The following is a 12,405-nucleotide window of genomic DNA, read 5'->3' on the forward strand; positions in this document are numbered from 1 at the left end:
TTAGTACTGGCTAGAGGGCCATTATGTAATTCCCTTGCATTGTTACAGAATATCAAGAGGGTGAATCAAAAAAATAATAACAAATAAACGAAGCGAACAATGAAATGTTTGCTTCGTTTATTTGTTATTAGGATGGAACCAACAAAATGTCATTCATAACTTATTTATGAAAAAAATACCGTGTTGTATCCCTCTCTATGGAGTCCTCTTATGCTTATTCCTTTGTTGAGATCTCGGTTGGAGAATTCTTCTCAAGATTCATGATTTCTTGATTTAATTCACTTAGTTTTAATTCTAATTCATCCAGAAGGACGTTTTTAGTCTCCTTATGTTCATCCGATTCGAAGGATATTGCTAATAAATCTAAGAGAGTTTCTTCAATACCTTGGAAACTTTCTGTTTTTTCAAGATGATTGAATTGAACATCAATTAAGACTTCTTCCATTGAAAGATCTTCTTCGAAAAGGGCATTATTTTCTGTTTGTAAAAAGATGGAGTGGAGTTCTGGATTTACTAGTTGGTTTACAGGGGCTTCTTTGAATTCCTGAAGTTGTTTTTGATGATTTACGATTAATTCTAGTAGCTCTCCAATTAATTGAAGATGTTCATCTAATTCTTCTGTAATTTGTTTTTGCTGTAAATGAGCAGAAATTAGATCTTCTTTCGATTGTGTTAGCTCCTCGGCTAATCGATGATTTTGATAATTGAGTTCTGCCAAGCGTTCAGACGTTTCTTCAACGAGTTGCTGTTTCTCATCGACTTCATGTATAATGGATTGTTTTTCTAATTGGGAAGAGTATAATTCTTCCTTTGATTGCGTAATTTCAGTGGTTAGTAGGTCGTATCGAGTTTTCAGCTCAGTAAACCGCTCAGTCATATCTGAAAGAAGTCGTTGCTGTTCCACTTGATTATTTAACAAAGATTGTTTATCAAGAAGTGTTGATTGTAATTCCTTACTCACTTGAACAAATTCAGTAGATAATTCGAGGTGATTGGTACTCAGTTCAGCAAATTGCACAGTCGTTCCTGCAACGAGTCGTTGTTGTTCCTCTAAATCATGCTTGATGGTTTGTTTATCGAAAAGTGCAGATTTTAGTTCTTTTTTCGTATGAGTGAGTTCAGTGGTTAAATCTGAGTTGTTCGTACTCAACACAGCATTTAGCTCAGACGCTTCAATAAGCAATCGTTGTTTTTCTTTAAGTTCGTCTATTGTGGATTGTGTTTGCAGATGAGCAGTGTGTAATTCTTCTCTTGATTGTTTGAATTCAGTGGTTAGTTGGTGGTGCTTAGTGTTCAGTTCAGCAAATTGTTCAGACGTTTCTGAAATCAATCGTTGTTTTACTTCTGACTCTTGAATCAAGTCCTGGTTTTGTTTATGCGCGATTTCTAATTCTTCTTTCGATTGCGCGAGTTCAGCAGTTAATATTAGGTATTTATGGTCAAGCTCAGCAAAACGCTCAGACATATCTGCAAGAAGCCTTTGCTGTTCATCGATGTCTTTCATTATGGTTTGACTTTGAAGATTTTCTCCTTTTAGTTCTTCTTTCAATTGAATGACCTCATCGGTTAATTGACTATGCTGAAAGTGGAGTAAATCATATCGTTCAGACATTTCATCAACTAATCGTTTTGACTCGTCGATTTCATATAATAGCTCTTGTTTTTTTTGCAGAGCACTCTTTAGCTCTTCGTTAGTCTGGATAAAATCATGTTGTAATAGCTTAATCTGACCTTGGAGATCTTCGTATTGTTCATTTGCTTTATCCTGCATTGACTTAGATAAGAAAAGCTCTTCGTTAAGTTTCTCACATAGATTATGCAGCTCTTTGTTTTCATTTATGCTATTTTCTTGCTGATTCGATAATAGGTGCAGCTGATTTTCCAGTTCTATATTTCGTTCTTCGATGGATTTATAGTCGCTACGTAGTTTCCTTACGTCTGATTTTTTCGATTCGATTGTTTCCTTCGATTCATTGTTTTTGCTTTGGAGAATCTGATTTATTTCTTCTGTTTTTTGAACTTTTTCTACGAGTATTTGATTCTGTTGCTTCTGCTCCTTATTTACCGTTTGTAAGCTCTCTAAACCTTTGTTGATACGTGTATTTACAATATTTAATTCAACCTTTTCATCGTTCAATTGCTGAATGATTGCCTCTTGGCTATCCATTTTTTCCATTGCTGTTGAAACCGTGTTTTCTAACTGCTCGATTTGTTCAGCTTGCGTGTTGATTTCCGCGTCTTTCTGTTCGGATAAGTTTAGTAGATTTTCGTAAAGACCTTGATAATGGATGAGTTCATTTGCAACTTTCGGCAATTTTTGAAGCTGTTCTTTTTTATTTTCAATTTCTGTCACAAGAGCATCTTTTTCCACAATTAATTTAAGATTTTGATTTTTTAATTTCCCTAACATCGAATAATGATAGTTTTCTTGATAATCCGCCACTATATTTTTGTATTTCAACACTTCAGATTTATAATGGATGAGTAATTGTTGAAGTTGCACAGTGTCCTTCAGTTTTTTACTTGATGTTGACGAATGAGGTGAATTCATCATTTCCACTCCTTGAATTGCCTATTTTTGGCATAACCTACTTCAATTATATGTGCAGGAGGTTAGATGGTTCCTCATCGGTCAAAAAGCAGTGATGCACGAATCATTGTTACCTGAATGAGATTCATTCAGTTCTCACTAGTCACTATTTGCATAAGCTCTGCAAACTTCTTTCGATTCGAATCAATCATTTGGTCCAACGAATCCAATATTTCATCAGGTACTTTACTCGACTCGGTCGCATGTTGAGAATCAGGCAAAGGCTGATTCCCTTTATTCAATAACTGGGTGAGTAAGAGGAGCTGAATCGTTTGGTGATCTAGAATGATCAAGCTGTTACTCGTTGGGGATTGTTGTTCGTTGATTTCTTTCATTTGGCCGTTTAGAAGTTGTTTCAGCAATTGTTTAATTAATATTTCATACTCATCATTCTTGAAAGAATCCATGTTACTCTCCTCCCTTTCCAAAGGATGCTGACACACTTATTTGATTTAGAGCTGGAATCCCGTCTGGGTATTCATCGCAATACGTAAACCCAGCAAGGGAAGCGGTGTAATTCGTGGACTGTGACCAATTCAGTTGGAACTGCGGGAAGGTTAGGACTTCATTTGGTTTTATTTGTTTGACTTGAACGGGTTTTAGCCAATATTCATCTCGGTTTTGCTGGTCGTTTACTCGCTCCCATAATTGCCTATTGTCCATTTGAAGAGAGGAATGAGGTTGAGTGAACTTACCTGACAATCGAAACGGTGAATCTTTTGAAAGTTTTAAACAAATATGAGGATTGGTGAGGGGATGGTCGCCTAAGTTTTTAATATAATAAGAACCGAACAGCAGAAATTCGACTTCGTCTCGGTGGAGGACATTTTCAGAGTATGTAAAATAGCTAATTATTTGCTCAGATTGTTGTTCTTTCTTTTTCAGCAACTGTTCTGTTAAGATCGCGATCATTTCATCTTGTTCTTGATTGAGTAACCGAATTTTTTGTGAAAGTTGTTCCCACTTATTGTCCATTCCGTCACACTCCTTAACAAAATTAAGAGAGGGGTTCACTCCTCTTTTTAACTTTACGTATTAAGACGGTCAGTTAGAACTGTCGACCATGGGGTCGACCATGGGGACGGTTCCCCCGGCTCTATCAGAACTTCATTCACATTAGTTAAGCCTGTTTTCGCAAGGATTGTGGCTATTATTAGCAAATGCTCACTTTCCTTGACATCACTATACTACTGGTCATCTTTTCATATAATTTTTTATTAAAACAACAATTAATACGAAATGAGCCTTAGTTAAAATATACACAAAAAGAAAACACACTTAGAAACTCTATTCTGAAGTGTGTTTCCTTATGAATAAATGAACGTCATCTCAACCCACTAAGGGCTTTTTCATATATACTCTCATTTCATCACGCTCAGTCTCTTCCCAACCTAACCGTTGATAGTAGAGAACATTTTCACTCAATTTTTCGTGGGTAGCTAACTTCATTTCTTTGTAACCTCTTTTGATTGCTTCATTTTCAGCAAAAGTCATTAGCCTTTCTCCTAGTCCTTTCCCTTGAAAATCAGGTCGAATGGCGATATTAGCTAATTTGGCATAAGCATCCTCAAACTGTAAGATTAACCCACCGACAATTTGCTCCTCGTATTCAACAACCCAGACAGGATACATCTCGATTTCGGTTACATAATCAATATCCATCGGCGGCAACCGCTGACCTTCAAGTCTACTTACATATATTGCATAGGCTTCTTCCATACAAGTTTTTAGATTTTTCGCATCTTTGGTGACCGCTTTTCGAATATTCCAGTCATAATTGTTCATCCTTTAAGCCCTCCTCTACTTTTTTAGAATGTCCCATCCTATTTTTTACCCGTCAAATGAACGCTTTGGGAAGCTAATCTCTTTGTAAAAATGGCTAGATTTACGCTCAAACAGACACACTTAAAGCGGATAATTTGATTTTTTTAAAATAAACATAGAATGCTACCGAGATAATCAATTCAGGAACTAAAAATCCCATCATGATACCAGACAATTTCAACCATCCAATCATTGTATAGCTAAATATTGGGATTAAAATAAGTGTTCTGATAATCGCAATCACCAACGACTCCATCGGTCGGTTGATAGAAGTAAAGAATATCGATGATTGAATCCCAATATTCGAACAAACGACGGCGAAACCAACGCCCAAGTAAAGCATGAATGCGATGTTCACGAACTGAGCGTCCTCTAAGAAATAAGGTAATCCTAGCCAAACGAATGGAATGAGGGCAAGATAAAAACCAAAAGCATAGATGGCACTTCTTTTGACGGAAAAAACAAGCAATTGCTTCAATTCAGTGTATCTCTCTTCCCCCATCATTTTAGAGGCAACTGGTAGGAGCCCGTATTGTGATCCGAGATAGATTTTTGAAATAAAAAGAGTAAAGACGGCAGAAGCCGCATAAGCTTCCAAGTATTGCCCCGATAAATGATTTATAATCGCCTGATTCACGACAAACAACATAATCGCTTCAATAAAAACACCGAAAAAGTCACTGCTTCCATTATATAAAGTCCGTTGAAGGGCATAAATGTTCTTCTTCGGTTTTCGTAGTTTAATGATGTCTGAGCGCCAAATAAAATAATAAAGATTGGCTAATAAATGGAAGCTATGACTGATTAACGTGGCGATCGCTAAGCCAAATACACCATAATCCAGGATGACGACCCAAACTACATTTAAGATAAAATTCATAAACATGGTAATCATATTGACCCGAAAATTATATTTCGGATTTCCATCATTCATGACCAATCCATCTAACACGATGGAAACCATTTGCGGGAAAAATGCGATCGATACAAAACGTAAATAAGTAGTTGCAATTTGATGGTATTCCCCAGTCGCTCCTAAAAAGCTAGCCACTTTGCTTGCATTCACAGCTGTGACTCCCGATAATATTAGTGCAATCCCCGTAAAGATCAGAACAATAAAACTGGCGGATTGATTCGCCTTCTTAATCTCCTTTTTCCCAATTAATAGGCCGATATACGAGCTTAATCCCGATGCAAACATAAACGCAAATGCAAAAACAAAAAAGAGCATCGGGGTAATTAATGTCAGTGCAGCTAAAACGCCCGAACTAATAAACATGGCCGCAATCACATGATCGGCACTCCCTGCTAGTGCCATGACAAGTTTCGTCGTGATGACACGATGCGAGAACTCTCGATAAACTTCTAAAAATTGTTGTTTATTCATTTTTTCACCTCAGTCCAAACGATAAAGTATGGACCAAGTCAACAGTCAATAAAAAGTTTTAGAATAATATTATTTTGCGAAAGTAGGTTGGAACGAATGCGATATAAGATGGGCCAAATCAGTCAGTTTATGGGAATTAGTAAAGACACCATTAGACATTGGCAAAAGAAAGGGCTAATCGAAATTGAAAGGGACGATAGTGACTATCACATCTTTACTGATGAGGACTTTTACAATGTGTTCAAAATCCGTTTTTATCGAGATATAGGACTGAGTCTTCAATCGATTGAAACCCTCCTGAACGAAACCAATTCACAGCAAAAAAAATCCATGCTAGAAGATCAAGTATCACTAATGGACAAGCAAATTGACTTGCTGACCTTTCAACGAAATGTATTATCCAAAGCCATTGACACACCTGTGATTACCATTCATCAGCCAAAACTTGTATCAAGAAAACTTAAATTAAAAAAAGTAGCTCTTGCCTTTAAATCAACATTCTCCGTCAGCGATATGCTACAAGAAAAACAACTGTTCCTTACAAGTATGAACAACCAGCAGGATAATCATGATTTATACGTTGAAGTAACCGAAAAAGAAGATTTCATTTTCGAGCATGAATCGTTTATTCAGTGCTTCTTTAAAAGAGAAGAATTAAGTGATACCCATACATCATTCCCTGAAATTCATGAATTTGCTCAAAAACAGGAACTCACCCTCAGCGGAGAAATCATCGAAATTCACGATCTTACACAACTTTTTTTCAATGAAGAAGATCAATATGTTGAACTATTATTTGCGTTGGGGGACCATGGGGGGGGACCATGGGGACGGTTCTTCCGGTATGTTTGGTGAGAAATACTATTAAAGGCTAGTTTAAAGGGAGGAGGAAAAAGAGACAATGCCCCCTTTTCATCTTTAACCCCATCAAAAATTCTCCTCCCTTCTTCACAACTTGAGCTAGATTTCTACTCATGGACATTGCATAGCATAATGATTCTTGCGTAATTGTATCTTCTCTTTTTCATCTGCAATCGTATTGGTTAAGCGGAAGGTTTTGCTTTGGGGACGATTGCTTAACATGTTATAGAGGGTTATTATTGTCGATCTTTCTAACGGTGCTTATTTTCACTGAATTACGAAACTATTAGCATCAATTTTTATAGAGCCACGACAAATTCAGATTTGTGGTGGCTTTTTCAATGAGTTACCACAAGAGCTGCCTATCGCCAAATCTCTTCATTCTCAAAAAGAGCCAGAGGGTCCGTCCCTCTGGCTCTTCCCTATTCTATTTGTACCTTAACCGACCTCGTCGCCATAAACGTTTTAATATGCTTATCGATGATTCTAGTGCCCCCAAAATCATCTTCATAAAACCCTGTTAAAACAAAACCAGCATTTAGTTGTCCTTGGATTTGATTTTCCAACGTGTGGGCATATTCGATCGTTTGACATGATTGAATATAATGCTGAACGTCTTCCTTTGGCAAATAATCTAGTGTAGAAGAAGGAATCGAATGTTTCACATCAAGTATCCCTTTTCTTTCTTGGTTGTCATCAAAAATCCATAATAAAGGATTCGTAAACCCAGTAATAAGAATTCCTTTATTCTTCAACACTCTTGCAGCTTCTTCCCAAACGGGATGAACGTCTTTTACAAACAAATTCGATACTGGATTGACGATGATATCGAAATAGCCATCCGAAAAATCGCTAAGGTCAGTCATATCTCTTTGAATCGTTGTCAACGTCAGTCCATCCCGCTTCGCAACTCTTTCATCTTGTTCTAACTGTTTTTTTGAAATATCTGATACGGTTACATTTGCTCCTGCAGCTGCAAGGACTGGAGCTTGCTGTCCTCCACCAGAAGCTAAACACAATATTTTCAAACCTTTTATTGATTCTGGAAACCAAGTTCTTGGTACAGTTTTTTCAGTCGTGACAATGATCTCCCACTCACCATTCCTACTTTTTTCAATGACTTCACTACTGACAGGTTTTGTGTATCTAGAACCTTCTTCCACTTTCTTGTCCCAAGCATCGCTGTTTTGCTGTGTTGTATCCATTATTCATTCCTCCAACCTCAAATTATGTATTGTGGGTGTCCATGGGTACGGTTCTCCCGGTATGTTTTATTGACATCGCCTACCATAATTATTCATCTTTAATTCCATTTTCTCTTATAATAGTTGCTATCTTGCTGACTAAGCGGATGGGTTTGCATTGGAGACGATTGCTTCATTTTTAAATGGTAAATTCGTCAATCATTCTAATGGCATTTGCTTTCACTGAAATACGAATCTATTTGAACCAATTATAAAAGAGCCACCACAAATTTAGCTTTTGTGGTACTTATTCATCGAGCTGGCAGGGACAAGTTACCTATCATGAAAAGAGCCAGAGGAACGGTACACCGATATTCTTGAATACCTTTTCAAATGGGAAACGAATCCATGATATCTATTCCTTTCTCACATTCGCCGTTTCTGTAGATACATAGCTTCTTACTCCTATTCAGGTAAAAGTTTTTCAAATATTATTTCATACTCTCTAGGCTTTCCATGACTATTATAATTTAAAGGCTAAACTTGTACTAACTTCCAGCCTTTTGATGCATACTCACCAAAGACTCCCCTGTGCTCCGGGGATGTAAATAAACCACCCAAGGAAGTCTTTACATACTTATATTCATACATTTTTACTCCGGGATCTGGATGAGCAAAAGTATCAATTACTTATTAAAACTACTACCAAAGCAATTGAGGTATCAAAACAACATGGTCGTGAAGATATAACAAAGAAAAATGAAAGAAATTTACAACGTGATAAAGATGTTTTAAGTACCATTCAAGAGGGTAATATTATCTTTGGCAGATAAAGAGAAAGATAGGTGTAAAAAATGTCTGAATATGACCGTTCAGCTCACTTAAAAACTATCCATGCTCAACGGAAAGCAAACACTTATCAGAAAGTAGATGAAGCTATTAAAAGGCTGATACGAACAAATGAAAGAATAAATTTTAACAGCGTATCAAGTGAATCAGGTGTGACAAAAGCAACGCTAAACAATAATGCAGATATACGTAAATGGATTGAAGTATTAAGGTAACAACAATCACAAGCACCTAATCAAGTCAAGCGAGTAATGAATGAGAGCAACAAGGATGCACTTATTGAATCACTAAAACGGAAGATTAAGAGATTAGAAGATGACAACAAGCAACTTAAGGACCAATTGAAAGTAGTTTACGCAGAGGTATATAAAAAGTTTTAGTATCAATTAGCAAATGTTGGTTTGTAATAATGTTTGATCAAATTGATACTGACAAACCTGATAAATGAACAAAAAGAGAAAGCTTGTTTTGCAAAAAGATTGATCAAAATACGCTTCTAACTAAGTTAAATTGAATCATTTTCCATAAAAAATTTGATTATTTCAGTGATCCTTATACCATTATAACGCACCCGATAATGGAACAAAGATTCTAGGTTACTTTCCTAAGTATTTCTACTAATCCATTAGGGTATAGAATCTTTTCTCCAGAACAAAGCATTTTAATTGGAACCCATTTAGCGTAAGATTTTCTAATTCCTTCTTTTACAGAAAGGTAAAAATTTTGATATAAGTTCTTATCTATAAATTCAACTAAGCAAATCTGAAATAATTCATGCCCAATTTCATCATTTATCTTAAAAATGTTTTCAAGACAAGTTAAATATCTCTTAATATTTATTCCAGCACCTAATTCTTCTTTATATTCTCTTAATATTGTCTCTTCAGAACTCTCGCCATACTCAGTAGTGCCACCAATTGGACGATACTAGTACCCAGCTCCCCTTGAATGAATGTCCTCATACTCCTCTAAAAGTAATTTATCTTCAAAAATAATTAAGCCTAAAGCTTTTGCACATGGATACATATAGCACTCCTTATACAGACCAACTAGATTATTAATTTCGGGATAGTAATGCAACACCCCAACAGTTAGATATTAAACAAAAGAAGCGTTAATCCTCCTTAGATCAACGCCCCCTATTCTGGAAGACCTAATATGAAGATTATTCTCAATATCTTCGAATAAAAACATCAGGATATTCAATGATTAATCCATCCTGATCCACTGTAACAACAGTTTCAAAATCTCTACACTTGTATTGAAATTTTCTAATTCCGTTATCCGAACTTCCTATAAATTTGTATTGTTGTTGTAGCTTCATAAACTCCAGAGTTGGAACATCAATATATAGCATATTAAAGTTTCTTTCTTGTCCTAGCTCCCATTTGAATCGATTAATTGGAAGCGTATTTGAAAATGGGGTAACAGAAATGTCAATATCAATCACTCCACCCATTTCTAATAACTCACTATTTTCTAAAAACCATTTCCCTTTACAATTTGAATCCAATTGAAGTTTTTCATTAAGTTCAAGATTAATTATTTCAACTCTTTTAGTATGCCAATTAATGTCCATAATAACCTCATATGAAAATTTATACGCATCTCTTTTGTATGTAAAAAGTACTAATCCTTCTGCTATTATATTTGTATCATTTTCGCTAATTCTTAAGTATTCAGATCCCGACTGTTCTTTGTGTTCCCAGAAAACTTTCTTAAACATTAACTCACTCCTAAACTTATGCCCTCCGATTGTGGAAGACTTCAAATCAAGATACTTAGACTTTTCCCCATATTCTTTCAACATTCACCAAGTCCTGTTTATTGAATTCCATTCTATAAATATCAGGTTTGGATGTACTGTGTAAAAAATTCAAGTCATAGGTGCTATCAAAATATCTCATCATCAAGGTCATAACAGCCCCGTGAGTTCCTATCACTATTTCCTTATCTCTATAAGTGGCTAATAGTTCTTTTAAAACTTTTATAGCTCTTTTTTGACAATCAGCATTTGATTCCCCTCCTTCAAAAGAGTAATTTGAATCAAGAAAGGACTCTTCCAAAAGTGGATGTAGTTCCTTATCAGCTAATCTTCTGTCTTTAGATGAAAAATTCCTCTCTCTTAAATCCTCAAAAACTAAAACTTCCTGCCCTATCTGTTGAGCTAACTCTTTAACAGTTGATATTGAACGTATGTACGGACTTGAAACAACTACATCAATTCTATTATCTTTCTTCAAAATGTCAGTTACTCGTTGAGCATCCATATAACCTTTTTCTGTTAATCTCCTTGTTCTTTCATTTCCCTCTTTTGGCGATTCGCCGTGTCTCACCATATAAACAACTGTACTCAATATATCCCCCCCCCCAAATGTTACTCATATTTGGTGCTTCAACTCTTTTGTTACTTAACTTCCGATACACCTGATTACTGTTCTTTTACTTTAGCACCATTTGTGAAATATCTAGTAGGTGTTCAGTGAATATCTATTCCATACTCTAATCCAAATTAAATAATTCCGAAATGATTTCATCACTTATTGGAGTAAACATAAATATTGAGAACGCAACACATAAGAGCCCTATAAATACCAAGCCAATTTTTTTATTCCCACACAACCCTTTAACAACTAAGAATATTCCTAAAAATAAAATTAAGAAATACCAAAAACCCGATCCTCACCCCTTAATAGAATAACGTTCCGTGCAATCTTGCACCAGTTTCCTAAGTGATAACCACTGTTCAGCTATCGAGCCTCCGATTGTTTAACAAACGACTTTTAAAGAGCCAGAGGGTCCGTCCCTCTGGCTCTTGGCAACCATTTTCTTGCTTCTTCATCAAAAGTTTTTTTCGTTATTTCTGTTAGTTTCTCAGCTTCCGAAATGACAGCTTTTTCAATAGTTATCAACATTAAAATATTTCTCCTTTAGATATCCATTGGTATTACTCTATAGGATTCTCTTAATCATTCATCGAGCATTTCTAATAAATCATGATAATTATTAATCGTTATACTCAAGATGAAACCCCTTCCAAGCCTTCTTAAAAAAATTATATTAATATTTAATAGACTGTTAGAATTATTTTCCTTCTTTTTAAAGAAACGCCCCGCTAATGGAATATCACTAAATAAGAACTACATATAGCCAATGCTTGTAATTAAGTATTCTATTCAGTTAGTAATCCATTTTAATAAATCATCGAGGGTCCCATAACATTTCTTTACATCGGGCAAATGGTAAAAAGTACTCGTTGTTTCCAAGTTGTCTATGGCTCCATCTGGTGAATATAGATAAATCTTCTTACCCTGACCAAGTGCAATACCTAATTCAATATGAGTACCTTTTCCCCCTGGTAATAAAATGACAACAAAATCAGCTTCTAATACTGCATTTCTCTCTTTTTGAGCAATCATTTTTAAATCTTTCAATGCTAAAGATTGCTCTGACTTCATTCTTGCATTTTTTGTCCAATCATAAGTATGAACGTACCCTTTGCTAACTAATTGATTAGTAACATAGTTAACTGCATCAATGTTACTGAAACTCGATGCTACATAAAATTGCTTCTTCGCTGTTTAAAATGATTTACCCCTGTCCATACTGGTTACTAAAATAGTAGAACTAGTAGGTGATTCGGAATGAAGGTAGAAATCCAAGATATTGATAGTCTCTTTCATATTACAGAACCATGGTATATCGAAACC

Annotated in this window: 12 protein-coding genes and 3 pseudogenes; 3 read left to right on the plus strand and 12 right to left on the minus strand. The window is 35.6% G+C overall.

What is annotated here, in order from left to right:
• Positions 1–214 precede the first annotated feature (214 nt).
• The 5 genes from U8D43_RS19075 to U8D43_RS19095 form a co-directional block, all read right to left on the minus strand.
• Positions 215–2,551 (minus strand): coiled-coil domain-containing protein, encoded by a 2,337-nt coding sequence (locus U8D43_RS19075; protein WP_335872753.1) that lies wholly within the window; start codon positions 2,549–2,551, stop codon positions 215–217.
• A 128-nt stretch (positions 2,552–2,679) separates the two neighbouring features.
• Entirely contained in the window at positions 2,680–2,997 is a 318-nt protein-coding gene (locus U8D43_RS19080; protein WP_335872754.1) for a hypothetical protein, read from the minus strand.
• A gap of 1 nt (position 2,998) precedes the next feature.
• Positions 2,999–3,565 (minus strand): hypothetical protein, encoded by a 567-nt coding sequence (locus U8D43_RS19085; RefSeq protein WP_335872755.1) that lies wholly within the window; start codon positions 3,563–3,565, stop codon positions 2,999–3,001.
• Positions 3,566–3,919: 354 nt separating this feature from the next.
• Positions 3,920–4,375 carry a GNAT family N-acetyltransferase gene (locus U8D43_RS19090; protein ID WP_335872756.1) on the minus strand — a complete coding sequence of 152 codons (456 nt, stop codon included), beginning with the start codon at positions 4,373–4,375 and terminating at the stop codon, positions 3,920–3,922.
• A gap of 106 nt (positions 4,376–4,481) precedes the next feature.
• Positions 4,482–5,801 carry an MATE family efflux transporter gene (locus tag U8D43_RS19095; RefSeq protein WP_335872757.1) on the minus strand — a complete coding sequence of 440 codons (1,320 nt, stop codon included), beginning with the start codon at positions 5,799–5,801 and terminating at the stop codon, positions 4,482–4,484.
• Positions 5,802–5,897: 96 nt separating this feature from the next.
• On the opposite strand from U8D43_RS19095, the gene U8D43_RS19100 reads away from it, so the two are divergent.
• Positions 5,898–6,656, plus strand: a complete 759-nt coding sequence (locus U8D43_RS19100) for a MerR family transcriptional regulator (protein WP_335872758.1) — start codon at positions 5,898–5,900, stop codon at positions 6,654–6,656.
• A 428-nt stretch (positions 6,657–7,084) separates the two neighbouring features.
• On the opposite strand, the gene U8D43_RS19105 is transcribed toward U8D43_RS19100, so the two are convergent.
• On the minus strand, positions 7,085–7,867 hold the full coding sequence (locus U8D43_RS19105) for a class I SAM-dependent methyltransferase (RefSeq protein WP_335872759.1): 783 nt from the start codon (positions 7,865–7,867) through the stop codon (positions 7,085–7,087).
• Between the two features lie 516 nt (positions 7,868–8,383).
• Complete coding sequence (locus U8D43_RS19110; protein ID WP_335872760.1) at positions 8,384–8,497, minus strand: DUF4177 domain-containing protein; 114 nt, start codon at positions 8,495–8,497, stop codon at positions 8,384–8,386.
• An 11-nt stretch (positions 8,498–8,508) separates the two neighbouring features.
• On the opposite strand from U8D43_RS19110, the pseudogene U8D43_RS19115 reads away from it, so the two are divergent.
• Positions 8,509–8,708 (plus strand): annotated as a pseudogene (locus tag U8D43_RS19115) (tyrosine-type recombinase/integrase); the annotation flags it as partial.
• Positions 8,701–9,075 (plus strand): annotated as a pseudogene (locus U8D43_RS19120) (DUF6262 family protein). The pseudogenes U8D43_RS19115 and U8D43_RS19120, both read left to right, overlap by 8 nt.
• Before the next feature lie 211 nt (positions 9,076–9,286).
• On the opposite strand, the gene U8D43_RS19125 reads toward U8D43_RS19120, so the two are convergent.
• The 5 genes and pseudogenes from U8D43_RS19125 to U8D43_RS19145 form a co-directional block, all read right to left on the minus strand.
• Positions 9,287–9,613, minus strand: coding sequence for an NUDIX domain-containing protein (locus U8D43_RS19125; RefSeq protein ID WP_335872765.1), 327 nt, complete (start codon positions 9,611–9,613; stop codon positions 9,287–9,289).
• A 253-nt stretch (positions 9,614–9,866) separates the two neighbouring features.
• On the minus strand, positions 9,867–10,421 hold the full coding sequence (locus U8D43_RS19130; RefSeq protein ID WP_335872761.1) for a putative glycolipid-binding domain-containing protein: 555 nt from the start codon (positions 10,419–10,421) through the stop codon (positions 9,867–9,869).
• Positions 10,422–10,476: 55 nt separating this feature from the next.
• Positions 10,477–11,052 (minus strand): histidine phosphatase family protein, encoded by a 576-nt coding sequence (locus U8D43_RS19135; protein ID WP_335872762.1) that lies wholly within the window; start codon positions 11,050–11,052, stop codon positions 10,477–10,479.
• Positions 11,053–11,514: 462 nt separating this feature from the next.
• Positions 11,515–11,610, minus strand: a pseudogene (locus U8D43_RS19140) (GNAT family N-acetyltransferase); the annotation flags it as partial.
• 261 nt (positions 11,611–11,871) lie between these two features.
• Positions 11,872–12,234: a nucleoside 2-deoxyribosyltransferase gene (locus tag U8D43_RS19145; RefSeq protein WP_335872766.1), complete on the minus strand. Its 363-nt coding sequence runs from the start codon at positions 12,232–12,234 to the stop codon at positions 11,872–11,874.
• Positions 12,235–12,405 lie beyond the last annotated feature (171 nt).

Source organism: Bacillus sp. 2205SS5-2, assembly GCF_037024155.1.
Lineage (GTDB): Bacteria > Bacillota > Bacilli > Bacillales > Bacillaceae_K > Bacillus_CI.

What these genes read in the sequence shown, in the direction of transcription:
- U8D43_RS19075 (WP_335872753.1), bottom strand. Translation starts at nt 2,551, where the DNA reads ATGAATTCACCTCATTCGTCAACATCAAGTAAAAAACTGAAGGACACT.
- U8D43_RS19080 (WP_335872754.1), bottom strand. Translation starts at nt 2,997, where the DNA reads ATGGATTCTTTCAAGAATGATGAGTATGAAATATTAATTAAACAATTG.
- U8D43_RS19085 (WP_335872755.1), bottom strand. Translation starts at nt 3,565, where the DNA reads ATGGACAATAAGTGGGAACAACTTTCACAAAAAATTCGGTTACTCAAT.
- U8D43_RS19090 (WP_335872756.1), bottom strand. Translation starts at nt 4,375, where the DNA reads ATGAACAATTATGACTGGAATATTCGAAAAGCGGTCACCAAAGATGCG.
- U8D43_RS19095 (WP_335872757.1), bottom strand. Translation starts at nt 5,801, where the DNA reads ATGAATAAACAACAATTTTTAGAAGTTTATCGAGAGTTCTCGCATCGT.
- U8D43_RS19100 (WP_335872758.1), top strand. Translation starts at nt 5,898, where the DNA reads ATGCGATATAAGATGGGCCAAATCAGTCAGTTTATGGGAATTAGTAAA.
- U8D43_RS19105 (WP_335872759.1), bottom strand. Translation starts at nt 7,867, where the DNA reads ATGGATACAACACAGCAAAACAGCGATGCTTGGGACAAGAAAGTGGAA.
- U8D43_RS19110 (WP_335872760.1), bottom strand. Translation starts at nt 8,497, where the DNA reads ATGTATGAATATAAGTATGTAAAGACTTCCTTGGGTGGTTTATTTACA.
- U8D43_RS19130 (WP_335872761.1), bottom strand. Translation starts at nt 10,421, where the DNA reads ATGTTTAAGAAAGTTTTCTGGGAACACAAAGAACAGTCGGGATCTGAA.